This window comes from Humitalea sp. 24SJ18S-53, from assembly GCF_050632385.1.
Taxonomy (GTDB): domain Bacteria; phylum Pseudomonadota; class Alphaproteobacteria; order Acetobacterales; family Acetobacteraceae; genus Humitalea.
In genome coordinates, this window is record NZ_CP192599.1 from 5,637,028 (window position 1) to 5,660,150 (window position 23,123).

Consider the following 23,123-nt stretch of genomic DNA (forward strand, 5'->3'; position numbering starts at 1 on the left):
AAGCCGACTGGCCTCAGTGCTTCAGGTTCGACCAGACCTTGCGTTTCACGGCATAGGTCAGCCCGGCGAGGATGGTCAGGAACAGGATCATGCGCACGCCCATCGCCTTGCGCTGTTCCATCTCCGGCTCCGCCGCCCAGGCCAGGAAGGTCGCGGTATCGCGGGCCATCTGGTCGACGGTGGCGGGGGTGTGGTCGGCGTAGGACACCTGGTCCGGGTTCAGCACGTTCGGCATCGCGATCTGATGGCCAGGGAAGTAGGCGTTGTAGTTCATCCCCTCCATCATCGTCATGCCGGCCGGCGGGTCGCGATACCCGGTCAGTAGCGCATGGATATAGGCGGCACCGCCGACACGCGCCTTGGTCATCACCGACAGGTCGGGCGGCAGCGCGCCGTTGTTGGCGGCGCGGGCGGCGTTGTCGTTGGGGTAGGGGCGGCGGAACCGATCCGACGGGCGGGCCGGGCGCTCGTACATCGCGCCTTCGTCATTCGGGCCGTCGGTCACCGTGAAGGCGGCGGCGAAGCGGACGACATCGGCCTCCGACAACCCGATGTCCCGCAGGTTGCGGTAGGACAGCAGGTGCAGCGCGTGGCAGCTGCTGCAGACTTCCTTGTAGACCTGGGCGCCGCGCTGCGCGCTGGCCCGGTCGAAGGTGCCGAACAGCCCGTCGAAGGAAAAGCGGATGTCGGGCAGGTGGATCGCCTCACCGGCGGCGCGGGCGCCGGCCGGGGAGAGCAGGACGGCAACGGCCAGCGCCGCCGCCTTCAGGGTATGCCGCATGATCACGCCTTCTCCATCGGCTTGGCAGCGGCCCCGGCGGGCAGCGGCCCACCCCCGCGCAGGACAGGGCGGCTGATGCTTTCCGGCAGCGGCAACGGCCGCTCCAGCCGCGCCAGCAGCGGCAGGATCACCAGGAAGTACATGAAGTAATAGGCGGTCGCGACCCGGCTGATGGTGACGTAGGGCTCCTCGGCCGGCATGCCGCCGACATAGCCGAGCACCAGGAAGGCCACGCACCAGACGAAGAAGAACGGCCGCGCCAGCGGGCGGAAGCGCATGGAGCGCACGGGCGAGCCATCGAGCCAGGGCAGCACGAAGAGCACGGCGATCGAGCCGAACATCAGCAGCACGCCGCCCAGCTTGTCCGGCACCGCGCGCAGCACCGCGTAGAAGGGCAGGAAGTACCATTCGGGCACGATATGCGCCGGCGTCACCAGCGGGTTCGCCGGGATGTAGTTGTCCGGGTGGCCCAAATAATTCGGCACGAAGAACACCAGGAAGGCGAAGAAGATGAAGAACACCACCATCCCGAAGCTGTCCTTGATGGTGTAGTAGGGGTGGAACGGGATGGTGTCCTGCGGCCCCTTCGGCTCGATACCCAGCGGGTTGTTGCTGCCGGTGATGTGCAGGGCGGCGATGTGCAGGAACACGACGCCGGCGATCACGAAGGGCAGCAGGTAGTGCAGGGAGAAGAAGCGGTTGAGCGTGGGGTTGTCGACGCTGAACCCGCCCCAGAGCCAGGTCACGATGTACTCGCCCACCAGCGGGAAGGCCGAGAACAGGTTGGTGATGACCGTGGCCCCCCAGAAGGACATCTGGCCCCAGGGCAGCACGTAGCCCATGAAGGCCGTCGCCATCATCAACAGGAAGATCACGACGCCCAGGATCCACAACAATTCGCGCGGCGTCTTGTACGAACCGTAGTACAGGCCGCGGTAGATGTGGATGTAGACGACGATGAAGAACATCGACGCGCCGTTCATGTGAATATAGCGCAGCAGCCAGCCGTAGTTCACGTCGCGCATGATCCGTTCGACGCTGTCGAAGGCCATGCTGGTATGGGCGGTATAGTTCATCGCCAGGAAGATGCCGGTGGCGATCATGATCGCCAGGGTCACCATGGCGAGCGCGCCGAAGTTCCAGAAGTAGTTGAAGTTCTTCGGGGTCGGGAAGCTCCCGTATTCCTTTTCGAGCATCGTGAAGATCGGCAGACGCTGGTCCACCCAGCGAAGCACCGGATTCTTGATCTCGGAATTATGCAGCCCAATCGACATGACGTGTCTCCGTTCAGCCGACGCGGATTTTGGTATCGGAGGTGAAAGAGTAGGTGGGAACGGCCAGGTTCAAGGGTGCCGGCCCCTTACGGATACGCCCCGAGGTATCGTAGTGGCTGCCGTGGCAGGGGCAGAACCAGCCGCCGTATTCGCCCCGCGCGTCGGTCGACTTCTGGCCCAGCGGCACGCAGCCAAGGTGGGTGCAGACGCCGACGACGATCAGCCATTCCGGCTTCTGGGTGCGCGACTGGTCGGCGATCGGATCCTTGAGGTCGGCCATCGGGGTGGCGCGCGCCGCCTCGATTTCCGCGGCCGAGCGGTGGCGGACGAAAACCGGCTTGCCGCGCCACATCACCGTGATCGCCTGGCCGACCGCGATCGGCGCCAGGTCGATGTCGGTGGAGGCCAGGGCCAACACGTCGCGCGAGGGGTTCATGCTGGAGATGAAGGGCCACACCACGGCACCGACGCCAACGGCGGCGAAGGCCACGGTGACCAGCTTCAGGAAGTCCCGCCGCGTGTCCGCTTCGCCCGCGCTGTGGGTCGGTGGCGATGCCATCGTGTCAGCCATGGGCCATGTCCGTTCCTGTTGGCGGTGGGGCGCCTGTTGCGACCGTCACCGAGAGACCAAATGCGCCGCCGGATCAGGGACGCGTGCCCCGGAACGCAAGACGTACCACGATGATACGCCACAACAACTCCGGGCGCGCCGCATATACGGAGGCCCTGCCGATCCGTCCATCCGTCGCACCGCACCATGACGCGTATTACATGCGAAAAGCGCCATTCCGGGCCGCCTTGCCCAGCGCGAGGGACCGGGGCAGGGTCCGCCGATGACCGATGCTCCCGCCTCCGCCCGCGCGCCGACCGACCACCCGCTGGCCCCCGCCGCGCGCGCCTGGTTCGAATCGCTGCGCGACAGGCTCTGTGCCGCCTTCGAGGCCTGCGAGGATGCGCTGGCCAGCGGCCCCCACGCCGATATGCCCCCCGGCCGCTTCGTGCGCACCGCCTGGACCCGGCCGGAGGGCGGTGGCGGCGTGATGAGCGTGATGCGCGGGCGGGTGTTCGAGAAGGTGGGCGTCAACGTCTCCACCGTGCATGGCGAATTCAGCCCGGCCTTCCGCGCCCAGATCCCGGGGGCGTCGGAGGATCCGCGCTTCATGGCGACGGGCGTGTCGCTGGTGGCGCATATGCGTTCGCCCCGCGTCGCGGCGGCGCATTTCAACACCCGCTTCATCGTGACCGATCGCGGCTGGTTCGGCGGCGGCGGCGACATCACGCCGATGGACATGGCGGCGCCCGAAATGATCGCCGATGCGGCGCAGTTCCATGCCGCCTTCCAACACGCTTGTGACGAGCACGACCCGAACTACTATCCGAAATTCAAGAAGTGGTGCGACGAGTACTTCTTCCTGCCGCATCGCAACGAACCGCGCGGGCTTGGCGGCATCTTCTACGACTGGCTCGGTCGTGACGAGCCGCCCGCACGGCTGGATAATCACTTCGCTTTCACCAAGGATGTCGGGGAGGCGTTCCTGGAGGTCTACCCCCGCCTGGTCAGCAACCGCATGCACGAAGCCTGGACCCCGGCCGAGCGTGAACACCAACTGGTCCGGCGCGGCCGCTATGCCGAATTCAACATGATCCACGATCGCGGCACCATTTTCGGGCTCAAGACGGGCGGCAATACGGAGGCGATCCTGATGTCGCTGCCGCCCGAGGTGAAGTGGCCCTGACCGCATCCAGCACCCCCCGCCGCGCGTAACGGGGGCATGGATCGATATCTTCGCATGGCCATCCTCCTCGCCGGGCTGGTCCCCGTTTCGGCCGGGCTGGCGGGGGCGCTGACCGGCTTCGGGTTCTTGGGCCAGTCCCTGCCGGCCGCCGCCGACAGTCACGCGCGCTACCTGTCGGGGCTGCTGCTGGGCATCGGCCTGGGCGTCTGGTGGTGCGCCCTGGCGCTGGACCGGCGCCAGGCGGTGTTTGGCGCGCTCTGCGCCCTGGTCGCCATCGGCGGGCTGGCGCGGCTGGGCGGGCTGTTGCACGGGGTGCCGCCGTTGCCGCACCTGCTGGCTTTGGTCATGGAACTGGGCGTGACCCCAGCGCTATGGGCCTGGTCGCACCGGCTGCACGGGACGGTTGCGAAGGCGGCGACGCGCCCCCATCCTTGATGGCCATCTCATCGAGGCCTGCATCATGATCGAACTCACGGTGAACGGCCGCGCACATCGGCTGGATATTGAGGCGGATACGCCCCTGCTTTGGGCCCTGCGCGACCATCTGGACCTGCTCGGCACCAAGTACGGCTGCGGCGTCGCGCAATGCGGCGCCTGTTCCGTGCTGGTCGATGGGCAGGCGATGCGGTCCTGCTCCGTTCCGGTCGAAGCGGTCGTGGGCATGCAGGTCACCACGATCGAGGCGATTGCCGCCGACCCGGTCGGCGCCAAGGTGACCGCCGCCTGGATCGCCGCCGATGTGCCGCAATGCGGCTATTGCCAGTCGGGCCAGGTGGTCGCGGCCACCGCGCTGCTGAAGCAGACCCCGAAGCCGTCCGATGCCGAGATCACCGAGGCGATGACCAACCTGTGCCGCTGCGGCACCTACATCGACATCGCCGGCGCGATCCGCGCCGCCGCGGCGGCCTGAGGGGGCGATGATGGACGGTTTCGATTTTCTCCCGCCCGACGCGCCGGTGCTGAACGTGTCCCGCCGCGACGGGCTTTTGGCCGCCGGCGGGCTGCTGCTGGCCTTTGGCCTGACGTCCCGCGCCCGCGCCCAGGCGGCGCCCCCGCCGCATGCGGCCACGCATGGCCACAAGGTCCAGGCCTTCCTGCGCCTGACGCCGGACGGGGCGATCCACCTGCTGTCCCCCTTCATCGAAGGCGGCCAGGGCATCTTTACGGGCATGGCCATGCTGGTGGCCGAGGACATGGACGCCGACCCGCAAAAATTCGTGGTGACCGCCGCCCCGCCATCCGGGCCGGAATTCGCCACGGTGGGCGGCCGGCGGCTGACCGGCGGGTCGTTTTCCACCCGCACGTCCTACACGACCATGCGGACCGTCGGCGCCACGGCGCGGGCCATGCTGATGCAGGCGGCGGCCGATAAATGGGGCGTGGACCCGTCCAGCCTGCTGACCGAAACCGGCGTGGTCGCGCATCCGCCGACCGGGCGCCGCGTGACCTATGCCGAATTGGCCGAGGCCGCCGCCGCCCTGACTCCGCCGACCGGGCTGGTGCTGAAGGACCCGTCGCGCTTTCGCGTCATCGGCACGCGGGCCAAGCGGCTGGACACGCCGGCCAAATCCACCGGCCAGGCGCGCTATGCCATCGACACCAAGGTGCCGGACATGCTGCAGGCCAGCGTGGTCCATGCCCCGCGCGGCGGGATGCAGCCGGGTGCGGTGACCAACGGGCCGGCGGTGCTGGCCATGCCCGGGGTGCATTCGATCCACCCGGTGCCGGGCGGTTTTGCCGTCGTTGCCGATAGTTTCTGGCGCGCCCGCAAGGCCTCGGAGGCTTTGGAAGCCACCTGGACCGAAGCCGCTGAGGGCCGCCGCGTGCCCGCCGATTTCTCCTCGGCCGGGCATCTGGAACGGTTGAAGGCCGCCGGGCGCAACCCGGGCAACCCGGCCGAGCAGGTGGGCGACGTGGACGCCGCCCTGGCCGGTGCCGCCCGCCGCATCCAGGCCGATTATGACGCGCCCTTCCTGGCCCATGCCCAGCTTGAGCCCATGAGCACCACGGCGCGGTTCAATCCGGATGGAACGCTGGACCTTTGGGTGCCGAACCAGGCGCCGGAGGCGTTCCAGGCCCTGGCCGCGCGGGCCGCGGGGCTGGAACCCGCCCAGGTCCGCATCCATTCGCCCCTGCTGGGCGGGTTTTTCGGCCGGCACTTCACCTATGGGCCGGGCAATGCCTTCCCGCAGGCGATCGCCCTGGCCAAGGCGACCGGACGCCCCGTGAAACTGACCTGGACGCGAGAGGAGGAGTTCAACCGCGACGCCTACCGCCCCCTCGCCCATGCCCAGTTCGAGGCGGGGCTGGATGCGGCCGGTAAACTCGTCGCCCTGCGCGCCCGCGCGGTGGGCGAAGGCCCCGTGGGCATGCATTTCGGCACCGCCCGCATGGGCAACCCGCCGGTGGATACCTCGGTGGTCGAGGGCATTGCCTTCAAGCCCTATCGCATCGCCAACAAGCGCATCGACTACGTGCCGGTGCCGATGCCCGTCACCATCGGCTTCTGGCGCAGCGTCGGGCATTCGATGAATGATTATTTCTTCGAATCCTTCCTGGACGAATGCGCCGATGCCGGGGGGCAGGACAAGCTGGCGATGCGCCGCGACTTGCTGGGCCATTCGCCCAGGCACCTGGCCTTGCTGGATGCGGTGGTGGAGATGTCGGGCGGTTGGAAGCCCGCGGCCTTCGTCGCCGCCGATGGCAGCCGGCGTGCCCGTGGCATCGCCATGGCCAGCCCCTTTGGCAGCGAGACGGCGACCATCGCCGAAGTCTCGGTCCGGCGCGGCGAAGTCGTGGTGCATGACCTGTGGATCGCGATCGACCCCGGCCGCATCGTGAACCCCGCATTGGTCGAGGCGCAGGTGCGCTCGGCCGCCACCATCGGCCTGTCCTCGGCCCTGCTGGAGGAGGTGGTGTTCGAGAATGGCGCGCCGGTGCAGCGCAACTTCGACACCTACCCGATCCTGGCGCGGGACCGGATGCCGAACGTGCATGCGCGCATCGTGGAATCCGGTGCGCCGATCGGTGGCGTTGGCGAACCCGGCACGCCGGGCGTGCCGCCGGCGGTGGCGAATGCGGTCGCCACCCTGACCGGGCAGCGGCTGCGCAGCCTGCCGCTATCGAAGGCGAGGCTGGGCGCGGCTTAGAATCGAGGTCGCGCGCGGGTTCCAAAGACCCGCCGACCCTTGGTCGGGGGAGCTTGAGGGGGACGAAGTCCCTCTCAAAGAGCTGCCGCTCCCGCTCAGCGCGCCAGCCCCAGCTCACCCAGCAACACGCGGTTCGCCTCGCTCTCGGCCGCAAAGCGTTCGCGGAACGCCGCCCCCGGCAAGAAGCGCGGCATCGAGGCCAGGCGCTGCGCCGTCGTGCTGAATCCGTCGCTGGCCACCGCCGTCTCGCAGGCCCGCTCGATCGCCTGGGCCGCCGCTTCCGGGATGCCTGCCGGCGCGATCAGCCCGCCATGGGATGTGCCCTGCACCGGGAAGCCGAGTTCGGTCGTCGTCGGCACCTCCGGCAGATGCGGCAGCCGCGATGCCCCGACCACGGCGATCGGCGTCAGCCCCGTGGAGGCGGCGATGGAGGATGCCTCGATGAAGGCATGGATCTGCCCGCCCAGGGCCGCCTGGCTGATTGGCCCGGCGCCGGTATAGGAGACCATCAGCGCCTCGATCCCCGCCTGGCGCAGCAGGGCCGCCATCAGGATGTGCTGCGTGCTGGCGGTGCCCGGCGCGCCATAGGTCAGCACTTCCCGCCCCGAACGCCCATGCGCGATCATGCCGCGGAAATCCTGGAACGGCGCGTTGCGCCCCAGGATGACGATCTGCGGATTGTCATAGACCAGGCAGAGGAAACGAAAGCTGTCGAGCGAATAGGTCAGCGGGATCGCATGCGGCTGCGCCGTGATCGGGTTGTTCGGTGAAATCGCGATGGTGTAGCCATCCGGCCTGGCGCGGGCGAGTTCGGCGGTCCCGATGGTGCCCGCCGCCCCGCCACGATTCACGACGACCACCGTCTGCCCAAGGGCGCGCGACAAGGCGGGCTGGATCGCGCGCGCCATCAGGTCGGTATTGCCGCCGGGCGGGTAGGCCACGATCAGCGTGATGGGGCGGGAGGGAAACGCCTCCTGCGCCGCGGCCCCGGTGGCCAGCGCCAGGATGAATCCGATCGCCGTCGCGATTCTTGTCCGCATGTTCCGTTCCCTTCCGCCCATTTGGGGGAACGCTAACCCATGATCCGCGTGGGCGATATCGCCCGTATCGGGGTCAGCCGGGCGGTTGCGGTGGCGTTGCCTCCGCCGCGCGCAGCCGCAGTATTTCGTCGCGCATCTGCTGCTTCAGGGCGGCGAGTTCATCGCCGTCGAAGGGCAGCGGCCGCGCCGCGACCAGCGCCATCAGCCCGAAGCGATACAGCCGCCAGGCCGCCGCCCCGCCACCGCCAATCGCGCCCCCGGTCGTGGCCACCGTGCGCCCCAGCACCGACAGGGTCAGACCCGCGGCGGCCAGCGGGATCGCGACGATCGCCCCCACGCCCGTGGCACCCGCCGCCGCCCCCGCGGCCGCCGCCGCATCCCCCGCATCGGCGATGGAGCGGGAGGCCGATTGCGCCGCCGCCTGCGCCAGCGCATCGGCCAGGGCGACCGCCCCCGCATCGCGCCCGGCCGACAGCACCAGCGACCGCAACGCCAACGCCCCGGGGCGGTAGCCGTAGAGCATGGCGATGTCCCGCAGCAGCCGCAGCGCGCGCAGCAACAGCAGCAGGGAATCCAGCGCCGGCGACGGGCTGGCCGTGACCAGCACGAACCCCTGCCGCGCCGCCGCCGCCACCGCCTCGGCCACGCGCCGGTCGCGTGGGGCCAGGATGTCGCGCGACACCAGCCGGCGTGCCGCGACGGGGCCGGCATCCTCCACCACATCGGCGGCGGCGCGTGCCGCCGCCGGCGCGCCGAGTTCGGTGCCGATGCGCAGGATCAGATGGCGCAGGCGGGTGCCGTCGGCGCCCTGCCATGCGGCGCGCAGGTCCTCGACATCGCGCAGCCGGCGCAGGGCGCGCACCTCCCGCACCACCAACCCGGCGACGCCGAGCAGAAGCGCCGACACGGCCAGCGCGGCGGGCACGCCCAGGATCGGCAGGCGGTCCAGCAAGCCAAGCGCCCAATCCACCGTGCCGACCAGCGCGATGCCCAAGATCCCGGCGCCCAGGCACCAGCCCAGCCAACCACGCCGGGGCGCCGGCGGCGCCACGGGGTCCGGTCGCGTGGGTTCCGGCTGGGCGAGCGATGTTCCGTCGAGCGTGTCGATCACGACCCTCGGCGCCGGGCCGAGCGGCGCCAGCGTCGGCGCCACATCCTCGATCCGCACGCGCGGCGGCTGCCCGTTGCTCATGCCAAGAGGTCTCCGACCAGGTCGTCGAGCACCTGGCCCAGGCGGGTATTGGGGATGCCGTGGCGGCCCTCGCTCTCGATCCGGGGCGGGACGAAGCTGGGCGGCCGCAGCCCGGTCCGGCGGGCGAAGTCGGCGGAGGTCGGCATGGATTCGGGGATGTCGAACAGGCTGACCCGGCGCTGCCGGCCAGCGTCGCCGCAGAAGCCCTGCACCGCCAGCACGCGGTCGCCCGTGTCGGTCACCACCTCCACCTCCTCCGTCGCGCGGATCGCAGCGACGTAGCCGGTCGCTGGTGGGCCGATGGAGGCGGCGCCGGCCACGCGCCGGGCGCACATCTCGGCCAGCAGGGATTTCAGCGCGGCCCGCTGGTTGGGCGGCACGGTATCGGCCTTGGTCGCCAGCAACAGCACCTTGTCGAAGCCCGCGCGGCCAAACCAGCGCTGGAACACCGACCGCCGGCCGGTGAAGGTGCGATAGACGGCGGAGAGGATTTCGGCGGTCTCGTAGAAGGGCGCCTCGCCCTCGGCCAGCGCCTCCAGCACATCCACCAGTAGGACATGCCGGCTGGCATCGCCCAGCGTGTCCTTGAAGAACACCGCCACATTCCTTTGGTAGGCGGCGTAGCGTCCGGCCATGCCGGCGGCCAGCGAGCCCTTTTTCGCCGCCTCGATCGCCGCCGCCGGCAAGGGGCAGAACCACAAGGCGGTTTCGTCGAGTGCGGGGGCCGCGGTTTCTTCCGCCTGGTCGCGCTTGCGCACGAACTGGCCCGGTTGCAGCCATTTCAGCCCGTCGTCACGCGCGGCCAGCAGCACCGCCTGCCAGGCGCGCGCGGCCTTGCGCGCGACCTCGTCATTATCCGGCCCCGTCCAGTCGGTGCCGGCCAGCAAGGCGCGGAAGGGGGCGGATATCCCGGCCCATGGCCCGCGTTCGAGCCGGCGGAGCGCGGCGGTGGACCATTCGGCAAACCCCTGGTCCAGCAACGGCACATCCACCAGCCACTCGCCCGGGTAATCCATGAAGACGAGCCGCAGCCGGGCGGTGCGCGCATCGCCGCGCGGCGGTGCCCGGCCGGGCCAGAAATGCAGGTCCACCGCGGCTTCGTAGACATTGGCCGTGCGCGACGGCCAGTGCGGCATGTTCGCGGTCAGGGCGGCCAGCATGTCGTGGAAGGGGAACATGCGGCCGTGGCTGGGGCGGAAGGTCGCGGGGATTTCGGCAGAGCGCAGCCGGCCGCCATCCACCACATCCAGCCCGCGCAGCCATTTGGCGGCCGTGGCGCTTTGCCCCGTCGCCTGCAGATTCGCGATGACGCTGGTGATCAGCGCCGTCTTGCCCGATCGCGCCAGCCCCGCCACGGCGATGGTCACCGTGCGCGTGCCCCGCCAGGCCCTGATGCCGCCGCCAAGCCTGTCCAACATGCCCTGGGGCTACACCTTGAAGGCTTCGAAGGTCGAGGGGTGGAAGACCTCCTCCACCGTCAAGCGCCGTGCCGACAGCCCCTGGCGGTGGTGGTGGTCCAGCAGGGTCTCGATGGTCGCCAGGTTGGCTTCGACGCCATAGGACCAGGGGACCGGTCCCATCAGGTCGCGCGTGCGCTGCGCTTCCTCGACCAGGAAGGGCAGGGACACCGCCAGCGCATTGGTGTCGTCCAGCCGCGCGACGGCGCGGCGCCGGGCTTCCTCGAACGCCTTGAACACGCTTTGCGGCAGCCAGGGATGTTGTGTGGCCAGGGCTTTGCGGATGCCGACCAGATGCATGATCGGGAAGACCCGGTGGCGGCCGAAATAGGCCGCGGCCGCGGCGGCGGGTTCGGGGAACAGGCGCACGATCCCGGCCGTGGGGTCGGCGAAGCACAAGGGCGGGCGCGGGCAGGTCAGCGCGTCGATCTCGCCGGCGACCAGCATCTCGCCCAGGGCGCGACCCTCCGGCGCGGGGCCGATGCGGATGGTGGGGCCGAGGTCGATCTTCAGCTTTTCGCGCCGGCCCGCATCCTCGACACCGCCGGTCACCCAGTCCACGTCCTCCGGGTTCACGCCGTGGTCCACCGCCAGCATCTGGCGCACCCAGACCGCCGCGGTGACCTGGTATTCCGGCACGCCAAAGCGCTTGCCGCGCAGGTCCTCGGGCCGTTTGATCGGGCCGTCGCGCCGCACATAGATGCCGTTGTGGCGGAACGACCGGCTGACGAAGGCCGGGATCGCCACGTAATCCGATACCCCGCGCGAGATCTGCACCAGCGTGGAGGAGAAGGAGAGTTCCGACACGTCGAACGCCTGGTGCCGCAGGCTGCGGAAGAACATCTCCTCCGGCGCGAAGGGCATGGCGATGGTGTCGCAGCCCTCGATCGGCACGGTGCCGTCCAGGATGCCGCGGGTGCGGTCGTAGTCGCCGACGGCGATGGACAGGCTCAGTCTGGACATTCGCTCTCCCGCGCCGCACGCATATGCACGACGAAACAAAACAATGGCCGCAAAGGCCGGCAGGGGGAACGCATGATCGGACGGCGTGCATTCGCGGCGGCCGCGATGGCGGCGCCGGCCGTGGCGCGGGCCCAAGGCGCCTGGCCGGACCGGCCGCTGCGCATCGTGGTCGGCTTCGCCCCGGGCGGGGCGACCGACAGTTCGGCGCGGGCCGTGGCGGATCGTTTGTCGGCGGTGCTGGGCCAGCCGGTGGTGGTGGAAAACCGCTCCGGCGCCGGCGGGTCGATCGGTGGGGCGGCGGTGGCGCAGGCGCGGCCGGATGGCACGACCTTCCTGCTCGACACCATCGTCAATGTCGTGAACCCCTTTGTGCTGCGGAACCTGGCCTTCGACTACGCGCGCGCCTTCGTGCCGGTGACGCAGGTGTCCCGCCTGCCGCTGGTGCTGGTGGTGCGGACCGATCTGCCGGCGGCGAACCTGGCCCAGTTGATCGCGATGGCGCGGGTGCGGGACAATGCCGTGTCGGTCGGCAATGCGGGGATGGCGACGGCATCCCACCTAGCCGTGGCGCTTCTGGCGGCCGAGGCGCGGGTCGTCTTCACCGACAGTTTCTATCGCGGCGGCGCCGATGCGGCGCGGGACGTCGCCAACAAGACGCTGGACGCGGCGATGCTGACCCTGCCATCGGCCAATCCGCTGATCCAGGGCGCCACCCCGCTGGCCCGGGTCCTGGCGGTGGCCAGCGGCACCCGCACCGACCTGGCCCCCGGCGTGCCGACCATGGCCGAACAGGGATTTCCCGGCGCGGTGCTGGATGAATGGACCGGGATGTTCGCCCCCACCGGCACGCCGCCCGCCATCATCGCGCGGATGCAGGCGGCGGTGGCGCAGGTGCTGGGCGAACAGGCGGTGAAGGAGCGCATGGCGGCCCTGGGTGCGGAACCGGTCGGCAGCACGCCGGAAGCCTTTGCCGATTTCATCGCCGCGGGGCGGGTGGAGGCGGCGCGGCTGGTCAGGGCCGCGCGGATCGAACCGCAATAGCGGCGACGTCTTTGCTTGAACCGGGCGGCCAGCCGGTCCTAGCCTTCGTCTCGGGTCCGTTTGGGTTCTCTTGGCGGGGAGGCGGCACATGGCGAGTGAACTCGACATCGCTGGTTTTCAGACAGCGCTGAAGGCCAAGGGTTTTTACGGCGGCGAGGTTGATGGGACACTGAACCCCGCGACCAAACAGGCCATGGATGCCATGTTCGCGCAGGAGGCCACCTCCGGCCGCCTGGCGCCTGGCTGGCAGGGCTGGACCGATCCGCGCCGCAAACTGGCGATGGAACAGGCGATCATGCGCGATGCCGGCATCGCGGTCGGCGAGATCGACGGACTGATTGGGCCGGCCACGCGCTTTGCCCGGGATTCCTACCAAAACCTGTTGGCGACCGGCAAACCGATCATCATCCCGGAACGCGACGAGACGCCGGCCAAGCCCATCCCCGCGACCGGCAAGGCCACGATCTGGCCGCGACAGGCCGAGTGCGAGTCCTTCTACGGCCCGGTCGGCACCAACCAGGTGCTGCTGACCCTGCCCTATGTCATGCGGCTGTCATGGGACCCCAGCCAGCGGGTCCGCCGCTTCTCCTGCCATGCCAAGGTGCATGATGCCTTCCTGCGGGTGTTCGAGCAGACCCTGAAAACCTATGGCGAGGACCGCATCCGTGAGCTGCGGCTCGATCTCTTTGGCGGCTGCCTGAACGTGCGGAAGATGCGCGGGGGCACGCAGATGTCGATGCATAGCTGGGGCATCGCGATCGACCTGGACCCCGAGAACAACGCCCTGCAGATGACCAAGGCCAAGGCGACATTCGCCCGCCCCGACTATGATGATTTCTGGCGGATCGTGGAATCGGAGGGGCTGGTCAGCCTGGGCCGGGTGCGCGACTTCGACTGGATGCATTTCCAGGCGGCGCGGCTTTAGACCGCGATGCGTTCGCATTCGCTCACGCATCGCGGTCTAGCTTGTTGTTTTGTCGCGTGATTCAGCCCTGCGGCGCATTCGCGCCTACGGCCATCACGCTTTAGCCGCCCCCCTCACCCCAGGGCGGCGAGGAACCCCGCTGCCGTTGTGACCCGGTTGGGTAGCGCCAGGCGCAGGGCTTGGCCGCCCAGGCGCAGGTCAACCCCGTCCGGGTCCAGGCCCGTGGCGCGCCAGGGCCCCGCCTCGCCACCCTTCGCCTCGGCCATCGCGCGCAGCCTTGCGGCATGGGCGGTGTTGAGGTCACGCAGCAGCGCAGCCTCGCCCGCGACCAGCGCCTCGGCGCCCGTGAGGTCGGTCAGAAGATCCTTCGCCCCGAGTGCCGCCAGCAGCCCCGGCCCGCCGAGCAGATCCGCCGCCGCCGGTTCGACGCGCCAAAGCTCGAAACTCGGCAAGGTGCTGGGCAGGGTCATTTTTGGTTGGCAGGCCAGGAAGCGGCGCAGGGCATTGGGGTCCGGCTGCCGCAGCGCCCGCCCGGTGACGGTCAGCCGCCCGCCCCCGGCGGCACCCATCCGTGGCGCCGCGTCGGCCGTCAACGGCGTCAGCATCAGCGACACCCGCGGATCCGCCATGATGTTGCGCGTGTGCAGTGCCACGGTGGACAGCAGCATCAGGGGCGCACCATCCGCATCGGTGGCGATGTTCACGATGGAGGCAAAGGGAAAGCCGCTGCCGGCATCCAAGGTCGCCAGCGCCGCCGAGCGCGCCGCACGCAGCACGGCACGGCCGAAGGCGGGGGAGGTCGCGGGGTCCGCGCCCTCGGCGGGCGGCAGGGGGCGGCGCGGGGTGATGGCGGACTGGGTCATCGGCTGCTCCCGGGTGTCGGGAACAGGTGATAGGCCGGTACGGCGCGCGCCGGGCAGCGCGATATCGTCAGGGGCGGCCCGCGCCCGCCCAGCTTGCTCGATACCAGGGCGGCGCTATGGTTGATGGAGGATAGGCTACTCCGCCAGGGCGAGCCGCACCGCCTCCAGCGCCTCGGCCGCCTTGGCCCCATCCGGTCCGCCCGCCTGGGCCATCTCCGGCCGTCCGCCGCCGCCCTTGCCGCCGACGGCCGCCGCCGCGGCGCGCACCAGCGCCACCGCATCGGCGCGACCCTTGGCGACCGCGCCGACCATGACGATGACGCTGGCCTTGCCATCGGTGGTCGATACCAGGGCGACCACATCCGTCTCGCCATCGGCCAGGATCGCTTCCGCGATGGGCTTGAGGTCCTTCGGCGGCACGTCTTCCACGGCGCGCAGCGCCACGCGCAGCCCGCCGATCACCTCATTCGCCGCCTGGCCGCCGCCGGTCGCGAGTTTCTTGCGCAGGTCGGCGACCTCGCGCTCCAGCCGCCGCTTGTCCTCGACCAGGGCGGTGACGCGGGCCGGCAGGTCGGCGGGCGAGACCTTCAGCGCGCTCGCGGCTTCGACCAGGCGGCGTTCGTTCTGTTCGACCAGGGCCAGGGCGGTGGCCCCGGTGACGGCTTCGACCCGGCGAATGCCGGCGGCGACGGCGCCTTCGGAGACGATCTTGAACAGTCCGATCTCACCGGTGCGCGCGACATGCGTGCCGCCGCAGAGTTCCAGCGAATAGACGCCGTGCGTGTCGGTCGAGGCGGCGTCGAAGCCCATGCCGACGACGCGGACTTCCTCGCCGTATTTTTCGCCGAACAGGGCGCGGGCGCCGGCCTTCACCGCGTCTTCCGGCGTCATCAGCCGGGTGGTGACGGCGGCGTTTTCGCGGACGCGGGCGTTCACCTCGGCCTCCACCCACACCAGGTCGGCCGGGGTCATCGGGGTGGGCTGGCTGACGTCGAAGCGCAGGCGTTCCGGCGCGTTCAGGCTGCCCTTCTGGGCGACGTGGTCGCCCAGGCGGCGGCGCAGTGCCTCGTGCAACAAATGGGTGGCCGAGTGATGCGCCTGGATCGCGCCGCGCCTTGCGTGATCGACCGTCGCGACCACGGCCTGGCCGGGGGCGGCGAGGCCGGATTCGACCGTGCCCAAATGCAGGAAGACGCCGGCCTTCTTCTGCGTGTCGCGGATGATGATCTTCAGGCCCTCGGGGCCGGTGATGACGCCGGAATCGCCAACCTGGCCGCCGGATTCGGCATAGAAGGGCGTCTGGTTCAGCACGACCGCGACATTGCGCCCGGCGCCGGCGCCGGAGACTTCGGAGCCATCGGCGACGACCGCCACGATCTCGCCCTCGGCGGTTTCCGTGTCATAGCCCAAAAATTCGCTGGTCCCGACCCGTTCCTTGATGTCGAACCAGACGGTTTCCGTCGCGGCTTCGCCCGACCCGGACCAGGCGGCGCGGGCGCGCTTCTTCTGGTCGGCCATGGCGGTTTCGAACCCGGCGACATCCACCGCGCGCCCTTCGGCGCGCAACGCGTCCTGCGTCAGGTCCAGCGGGAAGCCGAAGGTGTCGTAGAGCTTGAAGGCGACATCGCCCGGCAGCGTCTGCCCGGCGCCCAATCGCGCGGTTTCTTCCGCCAGCAGCCCCAGTCCGCGATCGAGCAGGGTGCGGAAGCGGGTTTCCTCCAGCTTCAGCGTCTCGATGATCAGGGCGTGTGCGCGGATCAACTCGCCGTAGGCGGCGCCCATCTGGCGTTCCAGGGCGGGGTAGATGCGATAGAGCAGCGGTTCCGCCGCCCCCATCATATGCGCATGCCGCATCGCGCGGCGCAGGATGCGGCGCAGGACGTAGCCGCGGCCTTCGTTCGACGGCATCACGCCATCGGCGATCAGGAAGGCGCCGGCGCGCAGATGGTCGGCGACGACGCGGTGGCTGGTGCGGAAGGGACCGTCAGGGTCCTGCCCGGTCGCCTCGGCCGAGGCCAGGATGATCGCGCGCAGCGTGTCGGTGTCGTAGTTGTCGTGCTTGCCCTGCAGGATCGCGGCAAACCGTTCCAGCCCCATGCCGGTGTCGATCGACGGGCGCGGCAGCGGGTTGCGGGTGCCCTGCGGTTCCTCAAGGAACTGCATGAACACCAGGTTCCAGATTTCGATGAAGCGGTCGCCATCCTGGTCGGGGCTGCCTGGCGGCCCGCCCGGGATGCTGTCGCCGTGGTCGTAGAAGATCTCGGAACAGGGGCCGCAGGGGCCGGTATTGCCCATGCGCCAGAAATTATCGTCGGTCGGGATGCGGATGATGCGGCTGTCGGGCAGGCCGGCGATCTTGCGCCACAGCGCGGCGGCGTCCTCGTCTTCGGAATAGACCGTGACCAGGAGCTTGTCCTTGTCCAGTGCAAAATCCTTGGTCAGCAGATTCCAGGCGTGTTCAATCGCCACCGGCTTGAAGTAGTCGCCGAAGGAGAAATTACCCAGCATCTCGAAGAAGGTATGATGCCGCGCGGTATAGCCGACATTGTCCAGGTCATTGTGCTTGCCGCCCGCGCGAACGCATTTCTGGGCCGTCGTGGCGGTCTTGTACGGACGGCTTTCCGCGCCCGTGAACGTGTTCTTGAACTGGACCATGCCGGAGTTCGCGAACATCAACGTCGGGTCGTTGCGCGGCACCAGCGGGCTGCTGTCCACGACCTCATGCCCATGGCGCGCGAAATAGCCGAGGAAGGTCGCGCGGATATCGTTGCTGCTGGTCATGCGCCGGCCTGGCCCCATTGCGGAAAGGTGTCAGGTAGCGCGGGCCGGGGCTAGCGTGAAGGGCAGGTCAGGGCTTGGGTGCGTCCGGCGGGGGCGCGGCGGCATCGCGCCTGGCCTTTTCGGCATGTTCCGCCTGCTTGGCGGCGCGGCCGAAGTCGGGGCCGCCTTCCTTGCGTTCATCCGGGCGGCCGAGGTCATTGGCCGGGCGGGGCGCTGGCCCGACCATATAGGGTAGGGGGCGGGCGACGGGGGGCGGCATATTGGGCATCGGCGTGACCTCCTGCGATCAGGGGGTAACGCCGATGCGGTGTCTTTGGTTGCCTGGGGTTATTCGGGCGGGGGGGTGTCCTGTTCGGGGTCGGCGGTGTTCTCGCCCGTCATCATGGCGCTGGCGACCGTGCCCGACTGGGCGCGGATGCGCTTTTCCACGCTTTCCGCCATGGCGACATTGTCGCGCAGGAACTGCTTGGCGTTCTCACGCCCCTGGCCGATGCGCTGGCTGTCACAGCTGAACCAGGCGCCGGATTTTTCGATCACCCCGGCCTTCACGCCCAGGTCCAGCAATTCGCCGACCTTGGACACGCCTTCGCCAAACATGATGTCGAATTCCACCTGGCGGAACGGCGGCGCCATCTTGTTCTTGGCGACTTTTACGCGGGTCTGGTTGCCGGTGACGGTTTCACGATCCTTGATCGCGCCGATCCGGCGGATTTCCAGGCGGATGGAGGCATAGAACTTCAGCGCATTGCCGCCGGTGGTGGTTTCGGGGTTGCCGAACATCACGCCGATCTTCAGGCGGATCTGGTTCAGGAAGATCAGCAGCGTGTTGGACCGCGCGACCGTGCCGGCCAGCTTGCGCAGCGCCTGGGACATCAGCCGGGCGTGCAGCCCGACATGGACGTCGCCCATCTCGCCTTCCAATTCGGCCCGCGGCACCAGGGCCGCGACGCTGTCGACCACGACCACGTCGATGGCACCGGAACGGACCAGGGTGTCGCAGATTTCCAGCGCCTGTTCGCCGGCATCCGGCTGGCTGATCAGCAGGTCATCGATGTTCACGCCCAGCTTGCGGGCATAGCCGGGGTCGAGCGCGTGTTCCGCGTCGATGAAGGCGCAGGTGCCGCCCTTCTTCTGGGCCTCGGCGATGGCATGCAGGGCGAGCGTGGTCTTGCCCGAGGATTCCGGGCCGTAGATCTCGATGATCCGCCCCTTGGGGAAGCCACCGATCCCGAGCGCGATATCGAGGCCCAGCGAGCCGGAGGAGATCACCTCCACCTCCGTATCCGCCCGCTTGGCGCCCATCCGCATGATGGAGCCCTTGCCGAAGGACCGCTCGATCTGGCTCAACGCCGCGTCGAGTGCCTTGTTCTTCTCCAAGCCCGGTGCTGCCATGTCCTGCCCTCAACCTATGGGTGAAGCCGGGGAGACCGGCGTCGCGTGTTGTTCACGAAGTCGTGAGAATATGCCGGTGCCGCGCGTAGATGGGAAGCATGACACAACCTTATACGCCGCATTAACCATCTGTTCTCATATTGTTCCATGCGCGGCTTTTTGGCAAGCGGTCAGCAGTTCCGGCGGTGAAAAGGGCTTGGCCAGGAAGCCGATCCCCTCCGCCCGCAGGTCGACCCCCAGGGCGGCGGCCGCATAGCCCGACACCAGCAGCGCCGGCAGGCCCGGCACCTGCTGGCGCAGCGCCCGGACCAGCGCCAGCCCGTCCATCCCCGGCAGCGACACGTCCGACACGACCAGCCCCGGGCGCAGCCCCTGCTCGACCAGGTCCAGGGCGGCCTCCGCATCCTCGGCCGCCACGACCGCGTGGCCGGCGCGGGCCAGGGTGCGTTCCGACAGGCGGCGCAGGGGGGCCTCATCCTCGACCAGCAGCAGCGGCGCGCTTTGGGCGGGCGCGGGGGCGGGGGGCGGCGCGGCCTCGCGCTGCCCGGCCCGCGGCAGGAACAGGGTGAATCGCGCCCCCTCGCCGGGCGGGCTTTCGACCGCCAGATGGCCGCCCGATTGCAGCACGATGCCATTGACCGTCGCCAACCCCAGCCCGGTGCCGCCCTGGGCCCGGCGCGTGGTGACGAAGGGTTCCAGCACCCGGGCCAAAACCTCCGGTGCGATGCCGGGGCCGCTGTCCTGGAAGGTCAGGGTCACCCAGCGCCCGGGCGGGATGGTGGTCGCGCCGATGACGGTCGGCCGTACCAGCAATGCTTCGTCCAGCAGGATCCGCAGGCGGCCGCCGTCCGGCATCGCGTCGCGGGCATTGGCGGCCAGGTTCAGCAACACTTGGTCCAGTTGCGCCGGGTCGATCAGCACGGGCCGCGCCTCGGTCGCCAGCACCAGGTCGAGTGCGCCGGCTGGCCCGAGCAGGCGCCGCAGCAGCGGGGCGGCCTCGGTCAGCACGGCGCCCAATGCGATCGGGCGCGGCAGCAGCACCTGCTGGCGCGCGGCACCCAGAAGCGACCGGACCAGCCTGGCCCCGCGATCGGCGGCGGCGGCGATGGCGCGCAGGTCCTCGGTGATGGCGGCGTCGGTCGGGGCGGCCAGGGCATCCGCCGCGGCGCCGCCGATCACCGCCAGCAGGTTGTTGAAATCATGCGCGATGCCGCCGGCGACGCGGCCGATGACGGCAAAGCGCACCTCGGCCTCGGCGGCGGCCTGGGCCTGCGCCTCGGCGCTGATATCCTCGACCCGCAACAGGATTTTCGCGGGCGCCAGGGACAGCGGATGCAGGCGCAACCGCGGCGCCACCTGCCCGGGAATCACCGTCAGGGCGGCGTCGAACGGGGCGGGCTGCCCGCCGCGCGCGACCTCGGCCAGGCACTGGTCCAGCAACGGCCGCGATGGCGCGTCCAGGACGGCCGCAAGGGGCCGGCCCTCGGCCAGGCCACGCGCCGGGCCGGCCAGGCGCCGCAGCGCCGGATTGCCGCGCAGCAGCACGCCCCCCAGGTCGAGCACCGCCATCGGCAGATCAAGCGCCGCCAGCAGCGCCCACCCGCCCGGTTCCCCCGCATCGCGCCCGGCCCCTGGCGGCATCCATCGTCCCGAATCGGTCGCGCGGCATGGTGCACTGCCTCCGGCGAAGCCCAAAGCGGCGCACCGCGCCGGGCGATTTTCCCTTCGCCAGGGCTCACGTCAAATGGTCCAGCGCATTGTTCTGGCGCATTTTCCGGGTCGCCAGGTCACCTGGCCTGAAAATGCTTTACGCTGCGCCGCCCTGCCCCGGAGCCTGCCCCATGCCGCGTGGTCTTGCCGTCCTGCTGCTGGCCTTGTTCGCCATCGCGCCTGCCCAGGGCGCATCGCCGCCGACCGATACCGCCACGCTGACCGGCCAGCACATCGTCGGCTACCAGGGCTGGTTCGTCTGCCCCGGCGACCGGCCGCCAGCCCAGGGCTCCCCCCACGACAGTTGGGCGCATTGGTTCCACACCTCACGCGACGCGCCGCCGCGCGTCGTCGTGGACATGCTGCCCGACACCAGCGAACTGACCCCGGCCGAACGCTGCCCGTCTGGGTGGCGCGACCGGGCGGGGCGCGAGATCAGCCTGTACAGCAACCGCAATGCCACCACGGTGGATCGCCATTTCGCCTGGATGGCCGAATACGGCATCCATACCGCCGCCGCCCAGCGCTTCGTCATCGGGCTGACGGTGCCCGCCGTGCAGGCCCGCTTCGACACCGTGCTGGACAACATCCGGCGGGGGGCGGAGGCGCATCATCGCGGCTTCTTCGTCGCCTACGACATTTCCGGGCTGCGGGATGACCAGTTGCCGATGCTGGCCGCCGATTGGCGCGCGTTGCGCGGGCGGGGGCTGACCGACAGCCCGGCCTACCAGCGGCATCGCGGGCGGCCGGTGCTGATGATCTGGGGCCTGGGTTTCCGCGACCGGCCGGGCGACCCGGCCGCCGCCCGGGCGCTGCTGGCGGCGGTGCGCGATGCGGGGCCGGTCACGCTGGTCGGCGGCGTGCCGACCAATTGGCGCACGCTGGACCGCGACGCCAAGGGCGATGCCGAATGGGCCGCGATCTACCGGTCGTTCGAGGTGCTGAGCCCCTGGACCGTCGGCCGCTACGGCGATGCCCGGTCGATCGACGCCAACCGCATCGACCGCCTGCTGCCGGACCTGGAGGCCACCCGCCGCACCGGCCAGGACCTGATGCCGGTGATCTTTCCCGGCTTCTCCTGGGCCAATGTGATGGCGCTGAACGGCCGGACGGCGCCGCGCAACGCCTTCCCACGGCGTTGCGGCGCCTTCTATTGGGACCAGGCACGCGCGCTGGGGCGCTCGGGCGCGACGATGGTCTACACGGCGATGTTCGACGAGGTGAACGAAGGCACCGCGATCTACAAGCTTGCGCCCACGGCGCGGGACCTGCCGGAAAGCCCGGTGTTCGTGCCGCTCGACATCGATGGCTGCCGGCTGCCGTCGGATTGGTACCTGCGCATCGCCGGGCAGATCAGCCGGCGCATCGGCACGCGCGACTGGCCGGATCGATTGCCGCTGGCGCTGCCTTGACGGGTGCCGGTACCTACCCCGCTTGCAGCAGGGGCGCGCGGTCCCGGCAAAACGCCGCGAAAGCCGCGACGAAGCGGTCCATCTCCGCATCACCCACAGGCAGCGACAGCGCGACCATGCCGCGCCGGGCGATGTAGATGCCTGCCGCCAGCATATCCAGGAAGAACAACTCCCGCCGCTGTTCCTCGATCGGGTCGGACGGCGCCGGGCGGTCGATCGGGCCGTCGCGGAAGTTTGGGGTCAGCATGCTGCCCGCGCCGGTCACGGTCACCGCCACCCCTGCCGCGCGCGCCGCGTCGTTCAGCCGCGTGCGTAAAACCTCGCCACGCGCCCAGAGGGCCTCGGCCGCGGCCGGCGAAAACACCTCGCCCATCGCGACCAGGCCGGCGGCCATGCTGAGGACGTTGTTGTTGAAGGTGCCGGCATGCGGCAGCGATCCAGGGCGGTGGCCGTCGAACTGGTCCATGATGTCTGCCCGGCCCCCGAAGGCGCCGAAGGACATGCCGCCGGCGACGTATTTGCCCAGGGTCATCAGGTCGGGCGTGACGCCCAGCCGCGCCTGCAACCCGCCAGCCGCGTGGCGGCTGGTCATCACCTCGTCGAAGATCAGCACCGCCCCGCTGCCGTCGCAGGCCGCGCGCAGCGCCCCCAGGAATTCGGGCGTGGCGGGGATGCAGCCACCGGCGCCCAGCATGGGTTCGACGATCACGGCCCCGATGTCACCGGCCGCCAGCAACGCCGCCGCCGCCGGCCCGTCGTTGTAATCCGCCAATGTGACCGGCAGCGGCAGGTTCACCGGCTGCACCGGCGCGCCCACCGGAAAGGTCAGCACCCCGCCATGATAGCCGCCGCGAAAGGCCAGCACCCCCGCCCGCCCGGTCCTGGCGCGGGCGGCGGTCAGCGCCATGAGGTTGGCCTCGGTGCCGCTGTTGGTGAAGCGGACCCGTTCCATCGCCGGGAAGCGGGCGCAGAGCAGGGCCGCCAGCGCGACCTCATTCGCCCCCACCCCGGTCAGGTTCAGCCCGCCATCCAGCGCCCCCCGCACCGCCGCCAGGATGGCCGGATGCGAATGGCCGAACAGCCCGGCCGAGTATTCGCCGCACAAATCCAGGTATTCATGCCCATCCACATCCCGCAGCATGCAGCCCGAACCGCCGGCCATCGCGGTGGGAAAAGGCGTCCAGAACAAGACGCTGCGGGTATTGCCGCCGGGCAGCACGGCCCGCGCCCGTTGATGCAACGCGGCCGAGGCGGGGCGCGCGGCGACATAGGTTTCGCGGGCCTCCAACAGAACCGTTTCGAGCAAGGTCGAAAGGTCGCTGTTGCGGCGGGCGGCGACAGGCTGGTCCATGGGGCGTCTTCCGGGCGGGGGGTGTGATGGTCTGCGCGGCATGCTCCGCCGGTCAA

Annotated in this window: 20 protein-coding genes; 7 read left to right on the forward strand and 13 right to left on the reverse strand. The window is 69.9% G+C overall.

Features of this window, described 5'->3' with window-relative positions; all coding sequences use genetic code 11:
* Window positions 1–13: 13 nt before the first annotated feature.
* Genes ACQW02_RS27010 through petA form a run of 3 tightly spaced genes read right to left on the reverse strand, consistent with a single transcriptional unit; the run spans window position 14 to window position 2,626 of the window.
* Window positions 14–781, reverse strand: coding sequence for a cytochrome c1 (locus ACQW02_RS27010; protein ID WP_431283006.1), 768 nt, complete (start codon window positions 779–781; stop codon window positions 14–16).
* 2 nt (window positions 782–783) lie between these two features.
* On the reverse strand, window positions 784–2,055 hold the full coding sequence (locus ACQW02_RS27015) for a cytochrome b (protein WP_431283007.1): 1,272 nt from the start codon (window positions 2,053–2,055) through the stop codon (window positions 784–786).
* Between the two features lie 13 nt (window positions 2,056–2,068).
* A complete protein-coding gene (gene petA, locus ACQW02_RS27020; protein WP_431283008.1) occupies window positions 2,069–2,626 on the reverse strand; it encodes a ubiquinol-cytochrome c reductase iron-sulfur subunit in 558 nt (185 codons plus the stop codon).
* A 262-nt stretch (window positions 2,627–2,888) separates the two neighbouring features.
* Here petA and hemF point away from each other — a divergent pair, with 262 nt between their 5' ends.
* The 4 genes from hemF to ACQW02_RS27040 are packed head-to-tail and all read left to right on the forward strand — an operon-like array spanning window position 2,889 to window position 6,940.
* The gene (hemF, locus tag ACQW02_RS27025) at window positions 2,889–3,791 is read left to right on the forward strand and encodes an oxygen-dependent coproporphyrinogen oxidase (protein WP_431283009.1); all 903 of its coding nucleotides are present in this window, start codon (window positions 2,889–2,891) and stop codon (window positions 3,789–3,791) included.
* A gap of 54 nt (window positions 3,792–3,845) precedes the next feature.
* Window positions 3,846–4,226, forward strand: a complete 381-nt coding sequence (locus ACQW02_RS27030) for a DUF4345 family protein (protein WP_431283010.1) — start codon at window positions 3,846–3,848, stop codon at window positions 4,224–4,226.
* Between the two features lie 25 nt (window positions 4,227–4,251).
* Window positions 4,252–4,701, forward strand: coding sequence for a (2Fe-2S)-binding protein (locus ACQW02_RS27035; protein WP_431283011.1), 450 nt, complete (start codon window positions 4,252–4,254; stop codon window positions 4,699–4,701).
* A 7-nt stretch (window positions 4,702–4,708) separates the two neighbouring features.
* Entirely contained in the window at window positions 4,709–6,940 is a 2,232-nt protein-coding gene (locus ACQW02_RS27040) for a molybdopterin cofactor-binding domain-containing protein (protein ID WP_431283012.1), read from the forward strand.
* A gap of 95 nt (window positions 6,941–7,035) precedes the next feature.
* Here ACQW02_RS27040 and ACQW02_RS27045 read toward each other — a convergent pair whose 3' ends face one another.
* The 4 genes from ACQW02_RS27045 to ACQW02_RS27060 all read right to left on the reverse strand — a co-directional run bounded on the left by ACQW02_RS27045 (window position 7,036) and on the right by ACQW02_RS27060 (window position 11,592).
* Window positions 7,036–7,980 carry a Bug family tripartite tricarboxylate transporter substrate binding protein gene (locus ACQW02_RS27045; protein ID WP_431283013.1) on the reverse strand — a complete coding sequence of 315 codons (945 nt, stop codon included), beginning with the start codon at window positions 7,978–7,980 and terminating at the stop codon, window positions 7,036–7,038.
* Between the two features lie 73 nt (window positions 7,981–8,053).
* Complete coding sequence (locus ACQW02_RS27050) at window positions 8,054–9,172, reverse strand: DUF697 domain-containing protein (RefSeq protein WP_431283014.1); 1,119 nt, start codon at window positions 9,170–9,172, stop codon at window positions 8,054–8,056.
* Window positions 9,169–10,590, reverse strand: a complete 1,422-nt coding sequence (locus ACQW02_RS27055) for a YcjX family protein (protein ID WP_431283015.1) — start codon at window positions 10,588–10,590, stop codon at window positions 9,169–9,171. The genes ACQW02_RS27050 and ACQW02_RS27055 overlap by 4 nt, the downstream gene beginning before the upstream one ends.
* Window positions 10,591–10,599: 9 nt before the next feature.
* Window positions 10,600–11,592: an ABC transporter substrate-binding protein gene (locus ACQW02_RS27060; protein ID WP_431283016.1), complete on the reverse strand. Its 993-nt coding sequence runs from the start codon at window positions 11,590–11,592 to the stop codon at window positions 10,600–10,602.
* Between the two features lie 72 nt (window positions 11,593–11,664).
* Here ACQW02_RS27060 and ACQW02_RS27065 point away from each other — a divergent pair, with 72 nt between their 5' ends.
* Window positions 11,665–12,633: a Bug family tripartite tricarboxylate transporter substrate binding protein gene (locus ACQW02_RS27065; protein ID WP_431283017.1), complete on the forward strand. Its 969-nt coding sequence runs from the start codon at window positions 11,665–11,667 to the stop codon at window positions 12,631–12,633.
* A gap of 88 nt (window positions 12,634–12,721) precedes the next feature.
* Window positions 12,722–13,558, forward strand: coding sequence for a M15 family metallopeptidase (locus tag ACQW02_RS27070; protein WP_431283018.1), 837 nt, complete (start codon window positions 12,722–12,724; stop codon window positions 13,556–13,558).
* 113 nt (window positions 13,559–13,671) lie between these two features.
* Here the strand turns inward: ACQW02_RS27070 and ACQW02_RS27075 are convergent, their stop codons facing one another.
* The 5 genes from ACQW02_RS27075 to ACQW02_RS27095 form a co-directional block, all read right to left on the reverse strand.
* The gene (locus ACQW02_RS27075) at window positions 13,672–14,421 is read right to left on the reverse strand and encodes a HugZ family protein (RefSeq protein ID WP_431283019.1); all 750 of its coding nucleotides are present in this window, start codon (window positions 14,419–14,421) and stop codon (window positions 13,672–13,674) included.
* A 135-nt stretch (window positions 14,422–14,556) separates the two neighbouring features.
* Window positions 14,557–17,202 carry an alanine--tRNA ligase gene (alaS, locus tag ACQW02_RS27080; protein ID WP_431283020.1) on the reverse strand — a complete coding sequence of 882 codons (2,646 nt, stop codon included), beginning with the start codon at window positions 17,200–17,202 and terminating at the stop codon, window positions 14,557–14,559.
* Between the two features lie 67 nt (window positions 17,203–17,269).
* Complete coding sequence (locus ACQW02_RS27085) at window positions 17,270–17,470, reverse strand: hypothetical protein (protein WP_431283021.1); 201 nt, start codon at window positions 17,468–17,470, stop codon at window positions 17,270–17,272.
* A gap of 59 nt (window positions 17,471–17,529) precedes the next feature.
* A complete protein-coding gene (gene recA, locus ACQW02_RS27090) occupies window positions 17,530–18,579 on the reverse strand; it encodes a recombinase RecA (RefSeq protein WP_431285980.1) in 1,050 nt (349 codons plus the stop codon).
* Between the two features lie 150 nt (window positions 18,580–18,729).
* A complete protein-coding gene (locus ACQW02_RS27095; RefSeq protein ID WP_431283022.1) occupies window positions 18,730–20,235 on the reverse strand; it encodes an ATP-binding protein in 1,506 nt (501 codons plus the stop codon).
* 200 nt (window positions 20,236–20,435) lie between these two features.
* On the opposite strand from ACQW02_RS27095, the gene ACQW02_RS27100 reads away from it, so the two are divergent.
* Window positions 20,436–21,716, forward strand: a complete 1,281-nt coding sequence (locus tag ACQW02_RS27100) for a glycoside hydrolase family 71/99-like protein (RefSeq protein ID WP_431283023.1) — start codon at window positions 20,436–20,438, stop codon at window positions 21,714–21,716.
* Window positions 21,717–21,729: 13 nt separating this feature from the next.
* On the opposite strand, the gene ACQW02_RS27105 is transcribed toward ACQW02_RS27100, so the two are convergent.
* A complete protein-coding gene (locus ACQW02_RS27105; protein WP_431283024.1) occupies window positions 21,730–23,067 on the reverse strand; it encodes an aspartate aminotransferase family protein in 1,338 nt (445 codons plus the stop codon).
* Between the last annotated feature and the right edge of the window lie 56 nt (window positions 23,068–23,123).

Coding starts and splice junctions, on each gene's coding strand:
- ACQW02_RS27010 (WP_431283006.1), bottom strand. CDS start 781: ATGCGGCATACCCTGAAGGCGGCGGCGCTGGCCGTTGCCGTCCTGCTC.
- ACQW02_RS27015 (WP_431283007.1), bottom strand. CDS start 2,055: ATGTCGATTGGGCTGCATAATTCCGAGATCAAGAATCCGGTGCTTCGC.
- petA (WP_431283008.1), bottom strand. CDS start 2,626: ATGGCTGACACGATGGCATCGCCACCGACCCACAGCGCGGGCGAAGCG.
- hemF (WP_431283009.1), top strand. CDS start 2,889: ATGACCGATGCTCCCGCCTCCGCCCGCGCGCCGACCGACCACCCGCTG.
- ACQW02_RS27030 (WP_431283010.1), top strand. CDS start 3,846: ATGGCCATCCTCCTCGCCGGGCTGGTCCCCGTTTCGGCCGGGCTGGCG.
- ACQW02_RS27035 (WP_431283011.1), top strand. CDS start 4,252: ATGATCGAACTCACGGTGAACGGCCGCGCACATCGGCTGGATATTGAG.
- ACQW02_RS27040 (WP_431283012.1), top strand. CDS start 4,709: ATGATGGACGGTTTCGATTTTCTCCCGCCCGACGCGCCGGTGCTGAAC.
- ACQW02_RS27045 (WP_431283013.1), bottom strand. CDS start 7,980: ATGCGGACAAGAATCGCGACGGCGATCGGATTCATCCTGGCGCTGGCC.
- ACQW02_RS27050 (WP_431283014.1), bottom strand. CDS start 9,172: ATGAGCAACGGGCAGCCGCCGCGCGTGCGGATCGAGGATGTGGCGCCG.
- ACQW02_RS27055 (WP_431283015.1), bottom strand. CDS start 10,590: ATGTTGGACAGGCTTGGCGGCGGCATCAGGGCCTGGCGGGGCACGCGC.
- ACQW02_RS27060 (WP_431283016.1), bottom strand. CDS start 11,592: ATGTCCAGACTGAGCCTGTCCATCGCCGTCGGCGACTACGACCGCACC.
- ACQW02_RS27065 (WP_431283017.1), top strand. CDS start 11,665: ATGATCGGACGGCGTGCATTCGCGGCGGCCGCGATGGCGGCGCCGGCC.
- ACQW02_RS27070 (WP_431283018.1), top strand. CDS start 12,722: ATGGCGAGTGAACTCGACATCGCTGGTTTTCAGACAGCGCTGAAGGCC.
- ACQW02_RS27075 (WP_431283019.1), bottom strand. CDS start 14,421: ATGACCCAGTCCGCCATCACCCCGCGCCGCCCCCTGCCGCCCGCCGAG.
- alaS (WP_431283020.1), bottom strand. CDS start 17,202: ATGACCAGCAGCAACGATATCCGCGCGACCTTCCTCGGCTATTTCGCG.
- ACQW02_RS27085 (WP_431283021.1), bottom strand. CDS start 17,470: ATGCCCAATATGCCGCCCCCCGTCGCCCGCCCCCTACCCTATATGGTC.
- ACQW02_RS27095 (WP_431283022.1), bottom strand. CDS start 20,235: ATGCCGCCAGGGGCCGGGCGCGATGCGGGGGAACCGGGCGGGTGGGCG.
- ACQW02_RS27100 (WP_431283023.1), top strand. CDS start 20,436: ATGCCGCGTGGTCTTGCCGTCCTGCTGCTGGCCTTGTTCGCCATCGCG.
- ACQW02_RS27105 (WP_431283024.1), bottom strand. CDS start 23,067: ATGGACCAGCCTGTCGCCGCCCGCCGCAACAGCGACCTTTCGACCTTG.